The sequence below is a fragment of the Janthinobacterium sp. Mn2066 genome (assembly GCF_049319705.1).
Classification (GTDB): Bacteria; Pseudomonadota; Gammaproteobacteria; order Burkholderiales; family Burkholderiaceae_D; genus Janthinobacterium.
The window spans coordinates 326,143-343,339 of the sequence record NZ_JBMOUF010000008.1; the positions used below are offsets into that span (position 1 = coordinate 326,143).

At 61.4% G+C, this 17,197-nt stretch carries 10 protein-coding genes; 4 read left to right on the forward strand and 6 right to left on the reverse strand.

Features of this window, described 5'->3' with window-relative positions; translation table 11 throughout:
* Positions 1 to 268 precede the first annotated feature (268 nt).
* From ACL9RI_RS17850 to ACL9RI_RS17865, 4 genes are all read left to right on the forward strand, one after another.
* Entirely contained in the window at positions 269 to 1,669 is a 1,401-nt protein-coding gene (locus ACL9RI_RS17850) for an L-cystine transporter (RefSeq protein ID WP_422727840.1), read from the forward strand.
* 158 nt (positions 1,670 to 1,827) lie between these two features.
* Positions 1,828 to 4,314 (forward strand): TonB-dependent receptor plug domain-containing protein, encoded by a 2,487-nt coding sequence (locus ACL9RI_RS17855; RefSeq protein WP_422727841.1) that lies wholly within the window; start codon positions 1,828 to 1,830, stop codon positions 4,312 to 4,314.
* A gap of 86 nt (positions 4,315 to 4,400) precedes the next feature.
* Entirely contained in the window at positions 4,401 to 5,270 is an 870-nt protein-coding gene (locus ACL9RI_RS17860; RefSeq protein WP_422727842.1) for an SAM hydrolase/SAM-dependent halogenase family protein, read from the forward strand.
* 235 nt (positions 5,271 to 5,505) lie between these two features.
* Positions 5,506 to 5,796 (forward strand): hypothetical protein, encoded by a 291-nt coding sequence (locus ACL9RI_RS17865; RefSeq protein ID WP_422727843.1) that lies wholly within the window; start codon positions 5,506 to 5,508, stop codon positions 5,794 to 5,796.
* Positions 5,797 to 5,874: 78 nt separating this feature from the next.
* On the opposite strand, the gene ACL9RI_RS17870 is transcribed toward ACL9RI_RS17865, so the two are convergent.
* From ACL9RI_RS17870 to ACL9RI_RS17895, 6 genes are all read right to left on the reverse strand, one after another.
* On the reverse strand, positions 5,875 to 8,955 hold the full coding sequence (locus tag ACL9RI_RS17870; protein WP_422727844.1) for an efflux RND transporter permease subunit: 3,081 nt from the start codon (positions 8,953 to 8,955) through the stop codon (positions 5,875 to 5,877).
* 9 nt (positions 8,956 to 8,964) lie between these two features.
* The gene (locus ACL9RI_RS17875; RefSeq protein ID WP_422727845.1) at positions 8,965 to 10,146 is read right to left on the reverse strand and encodes an efflux RND transporter periplasmic adaptor subunit; all 1,182 of its coding nucleotides are present in this window, start codon (positions 10,144 to 10,146) and stop codon (positions 8,965 to 8,967) included.
* 57 nt (positions 10,147 to 10,203) lie between these two features.
* On the reverse strand, positions 10,204 to 11,760 hold the full coding sequence (locus tag ACL9RI_RS17880) for an efflux transporter outer membrane subunit (RefSeq protein WP_422727846.1): 1,557 nt from the start codon (positions 11,758 to 11,760) through the stop codon (positions 10,204 to 10,206).
* 292 nt (positions 11,761 to 12,052) lie between these two features.
* Positions 12,053 to 15,274, reverse strand: coding sequence for an efflux RND transporter permease subunit (locus ACL9RI_RS17885; RefSeq protein ID WP_422727847.1), 3,222 nt, complete (start codon positions 15,272 to 15,274; stop codon positions 12,053 to 12,055).
* Between the two features lie 3 nt (positions 15,275 to 15,277).
* Positions 15,278 to 16,432: an efflux RND transporter periplasmic adaptor subunit gene (locus ACL9RI_RS17890; protein WP_422727848.1), complete on the reverse strand. Its 1,155-nt coding sequence runs from the start codon at positions 16,430 to 16,432 to the stop codon at positions 15,278 to 15,280.
* Between the two features lie 238 nt (positions 16,433 to 16,670).
* On the reverse strand, positions 16,671 to 17,096 hold the full coding sequence (locus tag ACL9RI_RS17895) for a divergent PAP2 family protein (RefSeq protein WP_422727849.1): 426 nt from the start codon (positions 17,094 to 17,096) through the stop codon (positions 16,671 to 16,673).
* Positions 17,097 to 17,197 lie beyond the last annotated feature (101 nt).

A 17,197-nucleotide genomic window follows, 5' to 3' on the forward strand; every position in this document is an offset into this window, starting at 1 on the left:
TCTCCTTCTGTTCAAATACAGCCGCCCACGGGATGCGGCCCAACATGCCATGCTGGCATGAAACAGGCGAATCGGCAATGCCATGGCAGTCTTTTATATCCAGGAGGAATATCCTTATAAGGTAATATTCTCAGCCATATTGCGCAGTCCGCCCCCATAGTACGGTAGAGTGCTTGCCCCTTCCGCCCAGGGCTGGCGTGATGTTACCAAAGGCAAAATTCTATAGAATGCCCGTTGCAGTCCCAATAAAACCAAGATAAGGCCCCTTATGGCAATCAACATTATCCTCAACCTGCTGGCCGCACTGGTCGTGATCGGCTTCATGTTCCGCCAGCAAAGCCGCCACGCGACATTTACCGTGCGCGTCTTCACGGGCCTGGGCCTGGGCGTGCTGCTGGGCGCGGCGGCGCAGGCCATCTACGGCATCGACTCGCTGGCCATCGCCGGCACCAATGAATACCTGGGCATCATCGGCAATGGCTATGTAAAACTGCTGCAGATGATCATCATGCCGCTGATCATGGTGTCCATCATTTCCGCCATCTTGAAACTCAAGGATGCGAGTTCGCTGGGCAAGATCAGTGCGCTGACCATCGGTACCCTGTTGATTACCACCACGGTGGCGGCTGCCATCGGCATCCTGATGGCCAAGCTGTTCGGCCTGACGGCCGTCGGCCTCACCTCGAGCGCTGCCGAAGTGGCGCGTGGCATACAGTTGCAAGGCTCGCTGGAAACGGCCAAGGCCCTGTCCCTGCCAAAACTGCTGGTCAGCTTCGTGCCGACCAATCCCTTCCTCGACATGACGGGCGCGCGCAAGACTTCCACCATCGCGGTGGTCGTGTTCTCGATCTTTATCGGCGTCTCGGCCACCGGCATCGCTGCGAAAAAACCGGAAATTTTTGCCTCGTTCGAACACTTCATGAAAGTGGCGCACGCCATCGTCATGCGCATGGTCACCCTGGTGCTGCGCTTGACGCCGTACGGCGTGTTTGCGCTGATGTTTGAGGTGGTGTCGAGCTCCAGCGCAGCCGACATCCTGAAACTGATCAATTTCGTGGTGGCGTCCTACAGCGCGCTGTTCCTGATGTTCCTGGTACACCTGGCCATCATTAGCGGCGTAGGCCTGAACCCGGTGCGCTTCGTGAAAAAAGTCTTCCCCGTGCTGGCGTTTGCCTTCACTTCGCGCACCAGCGCCGGTTCGATCCCGATGAGCGTGCAGACGCAAACCAAGCGCCTGGGCACGCCGGAAGGCATCGCCAACTTCGCCGCCTCGTTCGGTTCGACCATCGGCCAGAACGGCTGCGCAGGCATTTACCCCGCCATGCTGGCCGTCATGATCGCGCCCACCGTCGGCGTCGATCCGTTCACCATCAGCTTTTTGCTACCGCTGCTGGCCATCATCACCATCGGTTCCGTGGGCGTAGCCGGCGTGGGCGGCGGCGCCACCTTTGCCGCGCTGATCGTGCTGTCGGCGATGGACTTGCCGGTCGCCCTGGCCGGCTTGCTGATCTCGGTCGAACCGCTGATCGACATGGGCCGCACGGCGCTCAACGTCAGCGGCTCGATCACGGCCGGCACGGTCACCAGCCGCGTGATGGGGCAAACTGATCTCGATGTCTATAACAGCGATGACGCTCCAGACCTCGATGAGGCAGAGCATTCGGTCTAATCTGTACATAGGGCGCCCCAACCGGGCGCCCTTTTAATTTGGTGATGCAATCCGACAACACCATAAGCATATCCATAAAGAATCGTTAGCCCTGGCAATGGCCTGCCTTAAGCTCGTGTCAAAGTTTCTATAAACACCAGACCGAGATTGAGGACACCTTGCCATCCCCCTACGCCCGCCACCTCCCCGCCACGCCCCTGCGCACCATCGTCCTGGCCTGCGCCATGCTGGGCGCCGCCCCTGTCTGGGCCGATGACACTCCTGTTAGCGCTGCCGAAGCAGCATCGAATATCGACCAGGTCACCGTGGTCGGTTCGCGCGCCCGCAACCGCACGGTGTTCGACAGCAGCGTGCCGATCGACCGCTTCGGTGCGCGCGAGGTGGACAATGCGCTGGCCTCGGGCGACGTGGGCGCGGCCCTGCAGGCGCTGTCGCCATCGATCAACTTCCCGCGCATCGAATCGAGCGGCGCATCGGACTCCGTGCGCGGCATCCAGTTGCGCGGGCTGGCGCCCGACCAGGTGCTGGTATTGATCAACGGCAAGCGCCGCCATACCAGCGCCGTGCTCGATACGGAAAGCAGCTTTGCCGGCACGGTGCCGGTCGACATCAATGCAATACCACCCAACGCCATCGACCACATCGAAATCTTGCGCGATGGTGCGGGCGCCCAGTACGGCAGCGATGCGGTGGCTGGCGTGATCAATATCGTGCTCAAGAAAGCCCGCACGGGCGGTTCCGCTTCCGTCAGCTATGGCGCCAACCACACGCATTTTGATCCGACCAATCAAACCCTGACCGATGGCCAGACGGTGATCGTCAACGCCGACTACGGTGTGCCGCTGGGCGATACGGGCTTTTTCCGCTTCGGCGCGGAGTCGCGTCGCCGTTCGCCCACGGAGCGCGCCGGCCCCAGCGACGCGGGCTGGACCTCGTACAATGCCACGCCGGCCGACCTGGCGCTCGATGGCAAAGTCCTGTTCAAGTCCGGTGACTCGCGCCAGCACAACAACTATCTGTTCTACAACACGCAGTTCACCCTGGACAATGGCATCGACCTGTATTCGTTTGCCACCGCCAATGACCGCAAGTCCGATGGCAGCGCCTATTTCCGCTACCCGGGCGACCCGTCGAACGTGCTGGCCCTGTACCCGAACGGCTATCGCCCCGTGACCAATGGCAACAAGCGCGACATCAGCGTGGTGGCCGGCGCGCGCGGCACCGCTGGCGACTGGAACTGGGATGCCAGCGCCCGCCACGGTGGCGACCGTTTCGACTATGGCGTCAGCCATTCCGTCAACGCTTCGCTGGGTGCGGCCAGCCCCACCAGTTTCCACCTGGCCAGTTTTGACTTCCGCCAGAACGCCCTGAACCTGGACGCCACCCACAGTATCGAGATCGGCTTGCCAGCGCCCCTGAACCTGGCGGTAGGCGCCGAATGGATGCGCGAAACCTACACGAGTTCGGCCGGCGACCCGGCGTCGTATGCGGCCGGCAGCATCACCGACGCGCCACCGGGCGCGCAGGCCGGCCCCGGTTTGCGCCCATCGGACGCGTATGACGGCAGCCGCCAGATCCGCTCCATCTATGCGGACGTGGAAAGCGATATCACGCAGCGCCTGCTGCTGGGCGCGGCCGCCCGCTATTCGGACTACAGCGATTTCGGCAGTGCCAGCACGGGCAAGCTGTCGGCGCGCTACAAGGTGACGAACGACTTCCTGCTGCGCGGTTCGCTGTCGAACAGCTTCCGCGCGCCAGCCCTGGTGCAAACGGGTTTCCGTTTCGCTACCCTGAACTTCAATAGCGACGGTACGGCCCTGCAAACCTCGGCCCTGTTGCCAGCCAGCGACCCGCTGGCGCGCAACTTCGGCGCGCAAGCCTTGAAACCGGAAAAGTCGACCAATCTGTCGCTGGGACTGGCCTGGAAACCGGCAGCCGCCACCAGCCTGACGGTGGACGCTTACGTGATCCGCATCCGCGACCGCATCACGCGGTCGAGCGACTTGCAAAGCGATGCCGTCACGGCTTACCTGGCATCGGTGGGCCGCAGCGATATCCAGTCGGTGGCGTATCTGGCCAACCTGCTCGACACGCGTACCAAGGGGCTGGACGTGGTGCTGAACCATGACTTGCCATTTGCCAACGGCAAGCTGAACCTGAACGCGGCCCTGAACCTGAACAAGACCACCCTGGACAAGGTACGCCAGAGTTCCTCCGCCTTGTCGGCCATCGACCCGAGCCTGAGCTTGCTGACCGATACCAGTCTGTTCCGCATCAAGAATGCCTCGCCCACCAGCAAGCTGATCCTGGGCGCAGACTGGCAAACGGCGGGCTGGGGCTTGCAAGTGCGTGCCACGCGTTTCGGCGAATTGAAAGATTTCTCGTACGACAGCGATGCGCCGCTGATCGACGGCATCCCCGCCCAGCGTTTCGGCGCCGTCTGGTCGCTGGACCTGGAAGGACAAATCAAGCTGAGCAAGCAACTGACCTTGAGCCTGGGCGGCAACAATATCCTGGACCGTTATCCGCAAAGAGTGCGGGAAACCAATAACGCCACCTATGGCGGCGCCCTGCCCTACAACTTTATCAACCCGATCGGGGTCAACGGCGCTTATTTCTATGGCAAGCTCAGCTACACATTTTAAGCACCACCTATCATCGTAAAACAAGGAAAAACATGCTTCGCAAACATCTCTCCAAACTTGTCGCCGGCGTCTGCCTGAGCGCTGTCATGCTGTCAACCGCCCAGGCTGCTAATCCGCTGGTACTGATGACGGACTTCGGCACGGCCGATGGCGCCGTCTCGGCCATGCATGGCGTGGCTTATGGCGTCGATCCAAACCTGAATGTCTCGGACCTGACGCACCAGATTCCCGACTACGATATCTGGCTGGGCGCCTACCGTTTATACCAGACCGCCAATTACTGGCCGCAAGGCACGGTGTTCGTCTCCGTGATCGATCCGGGCGTGGGCACCAGCCGCAAGTCGGTGGTGCTGAAAACCAGGGGCGGCCGTTATTTCGTCGGCCCGGACAATGGCTTGTTCACCCTGATCGCCGAGCGCGATGGCGTGGCCGAACTGCGTGAAATCGATGAAAAGGTCAACCGCCTGGCCGGTTCCGGCGAGTCCTACACTTTCCACGGCCGCGACGTGTACGCCTACGTGGGCGCGCGCCTGGCCTCGGGCACCATCAGCTACGAGCAGGTCGGCCCCGTCTTGCCCAGCGAATCGGTGGTGAAGATTCCTTACCAGCACGCTGTGCGCGACGGCAATACCATCCGCGGCATCGTGCCCGTGCTGGACGTCAAGTATGGCAACGTCTGGACCAATATCCCGAAAGCCCTGCTCGATGAATTGCAGGTAAAACTGCACGACCCGCTGCAAGTACGCATCTTGCACAAAGGTAAGCAAGTGGCCAAGGTCACGGCGCCGTTCGAACACACGTTTGGCGGCGTGGCCAAGGGCAAGCCGCTGGTCTACCTGAACAGCCTGCTGGACGTGGCCGTCGCCATCAGCCAGGGCGACTTTGCCGCCAAGCACCATATCGAGTCGGGCGTGGATTGGGAAGTGGAAGTCAGCAAGGTCAATACCGCCAAGTAATCTTTGGCTTGCAATTCCTTCGGCCAGGGACGACCGTATCCTGGCCTTTCTCTTCTTTTTGCGCCAGCGCAAACCATAGCGCTGCCATCATCGATAAATCCGGTGAACCTGCGGCCGTCCCGCCACTCTAATTTCTGCAAGCGACGCCAGCATTGTTATAGCTGCCTGTGTTCCAGCACACGGCTTGGCAATCTACGAGTTCTCACGACAGCACTCCAACGAGAAAGGAACCATTATGACGGCCCCACTCTTTACCAGCAGCAAACTAGTCCTGGCCACCGCCATCGCGTGTGCGCTGCTGGCCGGCTGCAACAAGCACAACGACGCCAACACGCCCCCGGCCGCGACGCCCGCCACCACGCCAGGCTCGGGCAGCAACGGTACTTCCACGCCAGACAGTAGCCCGCCCGCCACGCCGTCAACAACGCCAGGCACCGTCAATCCCGATGGCACGACTACGCCGCCCGCCACGCCCAACAGTACGCCGGCAACAGGAACAACGACGCCGCCGCAGAGCGGCAGCTAAACGTCAAACGGTTATGATGAAAAATAAAAAGAGCCTTCCACGGAAGGCTCTTTTTTGAGCAAGACCATCGCTTGCCTGTCAATGCGCGGATGCTTCCTTCGCTTCTTTCGGATCATCCTTGTTCGGTGCCTGCGCCTTGATCGCCTGGTGATCGGCCGCCAGGAACAGATACATGGCCGGCACCACGAACAGGGTGAACAAAGTGCCGATGGACAAGCCCGTAAAGATCACCAGCCCCATCGCGTGGCGGCCCGCCGCGCCGGCGCCCGAGGCGATCACCAGCGGCAGCACGCCAAACACCATGGCGGCCGTCGTCATCAGGATGGGACGCAGGCGCACTGCAGCGGCTGCTTCTACCGCTTCACGCTTGCTCAAACCCGTTTTTTGCAGCTGGTTCGCCACTTCCACGATCAAAATACCGTGCTTGCTGATCAGGCCCATCAGGGTCACCAGCCCCACCTCCGTGTAAATGTTGATGGAGGCAAAGCCCAGGAAGATGAACATGGTGGCGCCAAACAGGGCCAGCGGCACCGAGACGAGAATCACGACAGGGTCGCGGAAACTCTCGAACTGCGCCGCCAGCGCCAGGAAGACGATCACCACGGCAAACAGCATGGTGACAACGAAGCCGCCCGATTCCTGCACGAACTGGCGCGACTGCCCCGAATAATCGACCGTGTAGCCGCTGGGCGCCACTTCAGCCAGGGTATCGCGCATGAAGCCCAGCACCTCGCCCTGGGAAGAACCGGACACACCGGACAAGGTGACGGAATTCAATTGCTGGAAGCGGTTGATCGATTCCGGCACCACGTCGTACTTGATGTGGGCCACGGTGCTGGCCGGTATCATGTTGCCGTCCGGCGTCTTGATGTAAAAGTTCAAGACCTCGGATGGATTCAGCCGGTCCGTCTGCAGCACTTGCGGGATCACCTTGTAGGAGCGGCCCGCGATGGAAAAGTAATTGACATAACCGCCGCCCAGCGCTGCTCCCAGGGCGGAACCGACGTCCTGCTGCGTCATGCCCAGCGCGGCCACATTGTCGCGGTCCACCACCACGGTCGCTTGCGGCTTGTCCACTTTCAAGTCGGTGTCGATGAAATAAAACTTGCCCGATGACCTGGCCTTGTCCAGCACCTGCTGCGCGATGGTATTGAGGTTTTCAAACGGCTCGGTGGTGGTGATGACGAATTGCACGGGCAAGCCCGACGAGCCGGGCAAGGCGGGAAACTGGAAGGCGGCGACACGGGCGCCAGCGATCTTGTTCCAGCCCGCCTGCAAGTCTTGCTGTATTTCCTTGGCGCTGCGCGTGCGCTCGTCCCAGGGCTTGGTCAGCATGCCGCCGATGCCGGCATTGACGGTGGGCACGCCCGTGATCTGGAACATCTGGCTGTATTCGGGCATGGCCTTGGCCACCTTGTACACCTGGTCGGCATACACCTGCATCTGATCGGACGTTGCCGTGGGGTCGCCCACCACTTGCGACAGCACCACGCCCTGGTCTTCCTCGGGGGCCAGTTCGGATTGCGACATCTTGAACATCAGCCCCAGGATCAGCATCAGGATGGCCGCCATCACGACCAGCACCGGCCAGGTATCGAGCAAGGAATGCAGGATGCGCTGGTAGCGATTGTGCACTTTCTCGAATACGCGGTCGATGGCCTGCACGAAGCGGCCGCTGTCCTGCTCGGGCTTGAAAAAGCGCGAACACATCATGGGCGACAGGGTCAGCGCCACGATGCCCGAGACGGCCACGGCGCCGGCCAGCGTAAACGCAAATTCCGTGAACAAGGCCCCCGTCAGGCCGCCCTGGAAGCCGATCGGCACGTAGACGGCGATCAGCACCACCGTCATCGCCAGGATGGGGCTGCCCAGTTCGCGCGCGGCCAGCAAGGAAGCCTCAAACGGCGACTTGCCCTCCTTCATGTGGCGGTCGACGTTTTCCACCACGATGATGGCGTCATCGACCACCAGGCCGATGGCCAGCACGATCGCCAGCAAGGTCAGCAGGTTAATGGAGTAGCCGAGCGCCAGCATGATGGAAAACGTGCCGATCAAGGATAGCGGCATGGCGATCACGGGCACGATCACGGCCCGCAAGCTGCCCAGGAACAGGTAAATCACGATGGTGACGATCAGCAGCGCCTCGACCAGGGTCTTGATGACTTCGGTGATCGAGGTATTGATGAACACCGTGGAGTCATACACGATTTCGCCCGTCAGGCCGGCCGGCAGCTGCGACTGGAGTTCGGGAAAACTGCTGCGCACGCGCTTGGCGACGTCGAGGATATTGGCTTCCGGCGCCACCTTGATGCCGATAAAGACGGAGCGCACGCCGCTGAAGGCGACGTTGAAATCATAGTTTTCCGAACCCAGCACGACGGTGGCCAGGTCTTCCAGGCGCACGATGGAGTCGCCGCTGCGCTTGACGACCAGCTTCTTGAATTCTTCCACCGAGTGCAGGTCGGTGCCCGCCGTCAGGGGGATGGTCACCATCTGGCCCTTGCTGGAACCCAATGCCGCCAGGTAGTTATTGTTGCCCAGCGCCGTGCTGACATCGGCCGCCGTCACGCCAAACGCCGCCATCTTCGATGAATCGAGCCAGGCGCGCAGGGCGAACAGGCGCGCGCCCAGCAGTTCGGCAGTCTGCACGCCGGTGATGGAATCGAGCTTGGGCTTGACCACGCGGCTGAGGAAATCGGTGACGTTATTGGTCGGCAAGCTCTTGCTGTAGAAACCCAGGTACATGGCGTCCGTAGTCTGGCCCGTCTGCACCGTCAGCACGGGCGCCTGCGCCTGCACCGGCAGCTGGTTTTTCACGGAACTGACCTGGGTATTGATTTCCGTCAAGGCCCGGTTGGCGTCGTAGTTCAGGCGCAAGGTAGCCGTGATGGTCGATACGCCGCTGCTGGACGAGGACGACAGGTAATCTATGCCCTGCGCCTGCGCGATGGCCGATTCCAGCGGCTGCGTGATAAAGCCCGCCACCGTCTGTGCATCGGCGCCGTAATAAGTAGTCGAAATCGTCACCACCGCGTTCTGCGTCTTGGGATACTGGTTGATGGGCAGGCTGAATAAAGAACGCAAGCCCAGCACCACCAGCAGCATGCTCACCACCATCGCCAGCACGGGCCGGCGGATAAAGATATCGGTGAAATTCATGGCGGCGCCTTATTGTTCCTGCGGCGTGGGCCGCGGATTATTGAGCGGCTGGACCACGTTGCTGATCACTACCGGGCTGCCGTTCTTGAGCTTGATTTGGCCGCTGGTGACGACTTGCTGGCCTTCGGTCAAGCCCGTCAGCACGGCCACCTGGTCGCCGCGTGTCTCGCCGGTGGTCACAAAGACTTGCTGCACCACCAGGTCGCCCGCCTTCGGTGGCGGCGCAGCCGGGGCGGAGGCGGACGCGGCAGGCGCAGAGGCCGTCGCGGGCTTGGGCGCCTGCGATGCCGGATACACGACGAACACGGTGGAACCGTAAGGGTTGTACGTGATCGCCGTCTGCGGCAGGGTCAGGTACAGTTTTTTATCGCCCACTTCCACATTCACATTGGCAAACATGCCCGGCAGCAACTGCCGCTTGGGATTGGCCACCGTGGCCTCCACCTGCACATTGCGGGTGGTAGGGTCAACCTTGGAACTGATGGCGCTGACCTTGCCGGCAAACGCCACGCCGGCATACGCATCGCTGGACAGGTTCAAGACCTGGCCCACTTGCAGGCCGCTCAGGTTCTTTTGCGGAATATAAAAATCGACGTAGATGGGATCGATGGTTTGCAGGGTCACGATCTTGTCGCCCGGATTGAGGTACTGGCCCGGATTGACGGTGGTGATGCCCAGCTTGCCCGCAAATGGGGCGCGGATGGTTTTCTTTTGCACCAGCGCAGCTTGCTGGGCGGCCAGCGCCTGCTTGCTTTTCAGGTCGGCCAGGTCGCTGTCGATCTGTGCCTGGCTGATGGCTTGCACGGCAAACTGCTGCCGGTCGCGCGCCAGCACCGAGGCGGCCAGTTCGGCTGCCGCTTCCAGTGCGCGCAACTGGGCGATATCGGCGTCGGCATTGAGCTGCACCAGCAATTTCCCGGCCGCCACGTCCTGGCCCGACTTGAAGTTAATCGTGCGCACCAGGCCCGCAATTTCCGTCGTCACATCGACGCCGCGCACGGCCACCATGGTGCCCACCGAGGACAAATGCGGTTGCCAGTCGACTTTGCGCACGATGGTCGACGATACGGTTTGCGGCCCCGGCTTGGGCGCGCTGGCCATCAGTTGGCGGATATGCAGGAAAAATCCCAGCGCCAGCAAGGCGACCAGCAACACTACCGCCCCCAGCATGATCAGCATGCGTTTCGTCATGGATACACTCCTTGTTATTCTTCGTCTTGTCGGGTTTTGCCGAACGGATAAGGATGATTAGTCTGCGCTGGCCGTCACCGGCAACTGCGTGCTGGTACTGGCCGCATCGAGCGCGGGCCGGTTCCACCAGCCGCCACCGAGCGCCTGGAACAGCGCGGCGCTATCGGCATAACGGGCCGCCTGCGCCTGCACCAGCCCTACCCTGGCCTGCTGATAAGTACGCTGGGCGTCGAGCAGGGTCAGGTAGCTGATGGCGCCCAGCTTGAATTGCTGGGTATTCAAGTCCAGCGATGCACGCGCCAGCGCCTCCACCTCGGCCTGCTCTTTCAGTGCAGAAGCATCGCTATCGAGCGCGCGCAGGCTGTCGGCCACATTCTGGAAGGCAAGCAGCACCGTGGCGCGGTAATCGGCGGCCGCCCCTTCATAGGCGGCGATGGCGGCGCGCCGCTTGGCGTTCAGGGCGCCGCCATTGAAAACCGGCTGGGCCAGCCCGGCGCCCAGGCCCCAGATGGCGGAACTGCTGCGTAACAGCGAAGGGAAAGTTGTGGCGGTCGAACCGTAGCTGCCCGACAAGGTCAGCTGGGGATACAGATTGGCCGTGGCCACGCCGATCTGCGCGCTGGCCTGGTGCAGCAAAGCTTCGCTGGCGCGCACGTCGGGGCGCTGGCGTACCAGATTTGATGGCAGCGACAGGGGCAAGTCTTGCGGCAACTGCAATGAAGCCAGTTCGAACTGGGGCAAGCCCGCCTCGCTGGGCAACTGCCCCGCATACACGGCAAGCTGGTGGCGGGTCTGGGCCAGGGCCTTTTCCAGTGGCGGCACGGTGGCGCGCGTTTGCGCGACCGTATTTTGTTGCAGCAGCACTGTGCCGCGGCCGATCGCGCCAAACTTGAATTGCTGTTCGATCACGTCCAGCTGTTTTTGCTGCGCATCGAGAATATCTTGCGTCGCCTGCAGCTGGGCGCGCAGCGACGCTTCGCGTATGGCCGTCGTCACCAGGTTCGACGTGAGGGTCAGGTAGGCTGCTTCCAGCTGGTATTGCTGATAGTCAACCTGGGCCGACAAGCCTTCCAGCTGCCGCTTGTTGGCGCCAAACACGTCCAGGGTGTAAGACACATTGACGGAGGCATTGTATAAATTGAAGACACCACCGGCACCCGTCAGGCGGCTGGTTTTTTCGCGGTTGAAGCCCAGCTGGGCATTCACGCTGGGATACAACAGTTCGCCGCTTTCGGCACGGTAATTTTCATTCGCCTGGCGCAAGGCCGCCTGGGCCGAGGCCAGGCTGGGGCTGCGCCTGAGGGCGTCGCGCACCAATTGATCGAGGGCCGGCGACTGGAACAGCGACCACCACTGGCCTGGAATGTCCTGGCCCGGCACGAAGCGCTGCGCCTGGCCAGCCGGGCCCGGTGCCGACGCGGTCTGTGCGGGCAGGGGCGACGGCGTATAGCTGTCGCCACCGCCAGGCGGCGCGGGCGGCTTGAAGTCGGGCCCCACGGCGCAGCCAGCCAGCAGGCTGGCCATCAACATGGGGAAGAGGAAACGCAAGGGACGTGGCGCAGCGCTACTCCTGACGCGCAAGCCGATACTGGACAGCCGGGTTCTTGTGACCATTATTCTTATCCGATACTTTGCATTGCAACATCATGACAACGTTGGGAAGCTGCTGGGATACTGGACGCGACTGAAACGGGACTGACTAAAACCGGACTGTATAGAACTGGCGCTGCGGGAGACTTGAAACCGTACTAGCCATGCAAGCATGCGCTGGCCGAGTTTATTCTAGCATCAAATATCGTCCGTGCTCACACCATGATTAAAAAGTTCCTGGCGAAAAAAAAGCCTTCCGAAGAAGGCTTTTCTTGCATAAAAAACATACCGACAGTAACTTGCAGTAACTTTTACTTTACTTGTTCAGGCCGACCGGCGTGCCCGGCGGGGTACGGCCTTTCGCCAGGAACAGGACGACTTTTTTCAGCATGCGGTAGGCGAAACGCAGCAGCAGCAAGGTCAGCACGCACTCGATGAAAGTCAGGATTAAGGCGAACGCGACATGCATGCGCTCGTGGCGCCGGTGGAACTTGGCGGCGGCGCCATCACGCGCAATCTCGATACTGTCGTAGAACGTCGGCACCACCAGCAAGGTCAGAATCGTCGACGTGATGGTGCCGCCGATGATGGCGATCGCCAGTGGACGGTAGAACTCGCCGCCCTCGCCCAGGCCCAGCGCGACCGGGAACATGCCGGCGATCAGCGCGAAAGTGGTCATCAGGATCGGACGCAGACGCATGCGGCCCGCATACATCAGCGCATCTTCGCGGCCATAGCCCTCTTCTTCACGCTTGCGCGCCGCGTCCAGCAACAGGATGGCGTTCTTGGCCACCAGCCCCATCAGCATGATGATGCCGATAAAACTCATCAGGTTGATGGTATTGCCCGTCAACACCAGCGCCAGCATCACGCCGATCAAGCTCAGCGGCAAGGACATCATCACGCCCAGCGGCGCCGTGAACGAATCGAACTGCATCACCAGGATCAGATACATCAGGCCGATACCCATCACCAGCGCGATCAGCATTTCCGTGAACAGCTCTTGCTGGTCCTGGCCGGCGCCGCCCAGCGACAGGCCGTAGCCTGGCGGGAAATCCATCGAGTTGGCCAGCTTCATCGCATCCGACGTCACTTCGCCGTTCGAGCGGCCCTGGGCGTTGGCCGACACGGTAATCGTGCGCTTGCCATTCTTGTGCTCGATGCCGGACGGACCCTTGCCCATGGTGATGGTGGCGATCTGGTCCAGCGGCACCATTTGCGAGGTGCCCGTCACGCTGATCGGCAGGCGTTCGATATTCTCGGACGCCACGCGGTCATCGGGATGCAAACGCACGGCCACGTCGCGCGTCTCGCCGGTCGGATCGACCCAGTCGCCCACTTCCACGCCGGCAAACGCCACGCGCAGGGATTGCGCCGCATCGTTGACGGAAATGCCCATCGAGTTGGCCAGGCCACGGTTCAGTTCAATCTTCAGCTCGTTCTTCGGATCCTGCTCGGACAGGCCCACGTCGACCGCGCCCGGCACCTGGCGCAGCTTGTCCATATAGGCGTTGGTGATTTCCATCAGCTTGCGCGAATCCGGGCCCGTGAATTCCACCTGGATCGGTTTTTGCGAACCGTTGCTCAAGTCATCCTGCACCACATATTCGGCGCCCACCAGGCGCGACATCTTCTCGCGCAGCTCGACCGCGATTTCCTTGGCCGAACGCTTGCGGGTATTGCGCTTGCCGATATCGACATACACGCGGCCACCGCTGACATTGATGGAGCTATTGGTTTCCTTGGTTTCAGGCAAGGTACGCGCCAGGGCTGCCGCCGCTTCCAGTTTCAGGCGCGAATACTCGATGCTGCTCGACGAAGGCGTACGCACATTGATCATCAGGTTGCCCGAATCGGACGCCGGCAAGAAGCTGGTGCCGCCGTGATTGATATGCACATACACGGCGCCCACCAGGCTGCCGACGGCGATCAGGGCCATCGAACGGCGGTGATGCAAGGCCCAGGCAATCACATTGCCATAGCGGTCGGCCTGATGGTCGAACCAGTTGTTGAAACGTTCCAGCACGGCGCTCAAGCCTTTTTTCGGCGCCGTATGGTGGTCGGCCGGGTCGCCCCAGTACGCCGACAGCAGCGGATCGAGCGTGAAGGAAATACCCAGGCTAACCAGCACCGAGCACGTCACCGTCAGGGCGAATGGGCGGAACCACTCACCGGAAATGCCGGGCATGAAGGCTACCGGAATAAACACGGCGATAATCGAGAACGTCGTTGCGGCCACGGCCAGGCCGATCTCGGCCGTGCCTTCCAGCGCCGCCGTGCGGCGGTCCTTGCCCATCTGCATGTGGCGCACGATATTTTCACGCACCACGATGGCGTCATCGATCAGCACGCCAATCGCCAGCGACAGGCCCAGCAGGGTCATGAAGTTGAGGGTAAAACCACACAGCCAGACGGCGATAAAGGCCGCGATCACGGACGTCGGCAAACTCAGCGCCGTGATCAGGGTCGAGCGCCAGGAGTTCAGGAAAGCATACACCACGAAAATGGTCAGCACGGCGCCCAGCACCAGCGATTCGATCACATTGTTCAGGCTATGCTGCGCGTTTTCGCCGCCATCGCGCGTCACTTCCAGGGAAGTGCCTTTGGGCAAGGTCTTGTTGATTTCCTTCACCATGTCGCGGATCTTGTTGGCCACGCTGACCGTACTGGCGTCACGCACGCGGGTAATCGAGATACCCACGTTCGGCTTGCCGCTGCGGATGCTCATGCTGTTGACCTCAGCAAAACCATCCTGGATAGTCGCCACCTGCGCCAGGCGCACGATTTCCTCGCCACGGCGCTTGACCACCACTTGTTCGAAGTCGGCTGGCGACTCGATGCGGCCCACCAGGCGGATGCTTTTCTCATCCATGGTGCCGCGCACCTTGCCGACCGGCGCGTTGGTATTCTGGTTGCGCAAGGCATTGACCACGTCGCTGACGGAGACATTGTATTCACGCAACTTTTCAGCGCGCAGCAAGACCGACAATTCACGTTTCAGCGAACCGCCCACATTCACCAGCGCCACGCCATCGACGGCACGGAAACGGTCCGACAAGACGTCTTCGGCCAGGCGCGAAATTTCCGCATGGCTTTGCGTATCCGAGGACAGCGCCAGTTGCATGATGGGGTCGGCGGCCGGATCGATACGCTGCAGGATAGGCTCGCGCATTTCCAGCGGCAGCTTGTAGCGCACGGCGGCAATCGAGTTGCGGATATCGTCCGACGCTTCGATCAAGTTGGTCTTGAACGAAAACTTCAGGAAGATGGTGGCCGCGCCTTCATCGGCGCTGCTATTGATTTCCGTGACGCCAGAAATGCTTTGCAGCGACTTTTCCAAGCGGTTGACCACTTCGCGCTCGACCGTGTCAGGCGAGGCGCCAGGATAGGGAATGCTGACCACGATGAACGGGACTTCCACATCGGGATTCTGGTTGACGCGCAATTTCTTGAGCGCCAGCAAGCCGACGCACATCATCGCCAGGATCAGGACGATGGTGGCGGTCGGCCGTTTGATACTGAAATCGGAAAGAAACATGGCTTAGTTTCCTTTAGCAGCAGCTGGCACGTCGGTGCTGGCCATGGCGGATGGCGGCGCCTTGGCCGGCACCAGGTCCACTTTCTGCCCATCCTTGAAGGTCGAGCCAGGCGTGCGCAGCACCTTGTCGCCACTGGCCAGGCCATTCGTGACTTCCCATTGGCCCGTGCGCACGTCGCGCGCGCCGATGCGCAAGGTGGTCTTGTGCAAGGCCTTGTCCTTGACGGTCCAGGTATAGGTCTGGTCGCCCGCCTTCACCATGGCCGACTCCGGTATCATCAGCGCGCTGACGCTTTCCGCTTCGATGCGGCCTTCCGCATACAGGCCGGCCACGCGCGGCTGTTCCTTGCCCGTGAAATCGACCAGCACGGCCACCTGGCGGGTCACGGCATTGGCGGCCGGATCGACACGGCGCACCTTGCCCGTGAAATCGAGGCCAGGATAACCATTGATGCGGAACAAGACGGTCTGCCCCACCTTGACGACGCCGATCTTGTCGGCCGACACCAGGCCTTCCAGGCGCATGCTGGTCGGATCGATGACCTTGATCAATTCCTTGCCGATTTGCGCCGTATCGCCATTCGATACCTTGCGCTCGCTCACGATGCCGTCAAACGGCGCGCGCACCAGGGTGCGCTGCAATTGCTGGCGCGCCTGGGCGGCGCGGCTCTTCGCGGCCGACAGGTCGCTCTGGGCATTGTTGCGGCGGATTTCTGCGTCTTCCTGAGCCTGCGTCGAGGTCATGCCCGAGGCGCGCAGGGTTTTCATACGCTCGAACATGCGCTGTGCCTGCTCTAATGTCTGGGTCGCGGCACGGGTCGCTTCATCGGCCGAATTGAGGCTGTCGCGGATGGCTGTCTCGTCCAGGCGCACCAGCACGTCGCCGCGCTTGACGGCTTCGCCATTTTCCTTCATGACCTGGACCACCACGGCCGACACTTCGGCGCGCAGGTCGGCATTGCGCTCGGGCTGCACGGAACCGGTGATCACGGGGCCGGACGACAGCGCGTTGCTTTGTATGGTCAGCACGTCTTCAGGAGAAATCAGCAAGTTGCTCGCAACAGTGGCCTCCTTGCCCTTGCCGGGGTCTTTGGACTCTTTGCCGCAAGCGGTCAAGGCAGCGGCGATCGCCACAACTAACAGGGTTTTGCGCAACATGGGTATTTCTCCGAATGATAGTACCGCCTGCCTGGCCGACAGCTTTTTGAGTGGCGGCTGGGTGTACGGGCGTTATTTTTATTAAAACCACAAGCCGCAGAGTATCCATGAGCGCCTCTGGCGATGTCAATCGGCGGCTTCCTGTAATGCGGGAATCCGGGGATGAAACGTAGTTTTTACGCCCTGAAACGCAAAACCCCGCCTTGCGGCGGGGTTTTGTGGAGACAGGCGGCGACGCTTAACGGCCGAACACCGCATTAATCAAAAAGCCGATCGCCACGCCGGTGCACAGGCCGCCGGCAATTTCCACCAGGGTATGGCCCATGCGTTCACGCAACCAGGTGTGCGCCGGGCTGGCCGTTTCCTTTGCCACGCGGTTGATGGCGGCGGCCTGCTTGCCCACGTGCTGGCGCAGGCTGTTGGCGTCGATGATGACGATGAAGGCCAGGGTGACGGCCACGCCGAATGCCGGATGGCCTATGCCTTCGCGCAGGGCAATCAGGGTCGCCATGCTCGACACCACGGCGCTGTGGTTGCTGGGAAAGCCGCCATTGCCGACCAGGCCGAACGCCCATTGGCGCGTGCGGGCGCTATTGATCAGGAATTTGATCGGTCCGACCAGGATCCAGGTGATCAGGGGAGTGACGAGGTAAGCGATATCCACGGGGTATTCCTTTGTTCTATATATAAGAGGGTAGCGGGAAGCAAAGGGGAATTATCGCAGATCGGCGGCGCAAGCAACACCGGCGGATTCCCCACGGATAA

What these genes read in the sequence shown, in the direction of transcription:
- ACL9RI_RS17865 (WP_422727843.1), top strand. Translation starts at nt 5,506, where the DNA reads ATGACGGCCCCACTCTTTACCAGCAGCAAACTAGTCCTGGCCACCGCC.
- ACL9RI_RS17850 (WP_422727840.1), top strand. Translation starts at nt 269, where the DNA reads ATGGCAATCAACATTATCCTCAACCTGCTGGCCGCACTGGTCGTGATC.
- ACL9RI_RS17890 (WP_422727848.1), bottom strand. Translation starts at nt 16,432, where the DNA reads ATGTTGCGCAAAACCCTGTTAGTTGTGGCGATCGCCGCTGCCTTGACC.
- ACL9RI_RS17885 (WP_422727847.1), bottom strand. Translation starts at nt 15,274, where the DNA reads ATGTTTCTTTCCGATTTCAGTATCAAACGGCCGACCGCCACCATCGTC.
- ACL9RI_RS17860 (WP_422727842.1), top strand. Translation starts at nt 4,401, where the DNA reads ATGCTGTCAACCGCCCAGGCTGCTAATCCGCTGGTACTGATGACGGAC.
- ACL9RI_RS17870 (WP_422727844.1), bottom strand. Translation starts at nt 8,955, where the DNA reads ATGAATTTCACCGATATCTTTATCCGCCGGCCCGTGCTGGCGATGGTG.
- ACL9RI_RS17880 (WP_422727846.1), bottom strand. Translation starts at nt 11,760, where the DNA reads ATGGTCACAAGAACCCGGCTGTCCAGTATCGGCTTGCGCGTCAGGAGT.
- ACL9RI_RS17875 (WP_422727845.1), bottom strand. Translation starts at nt 10,146, where the DNA reads ATGACGAAACGCATGCTGATCATGCTGGGGGCGGTAGTGTTGCTGGTC.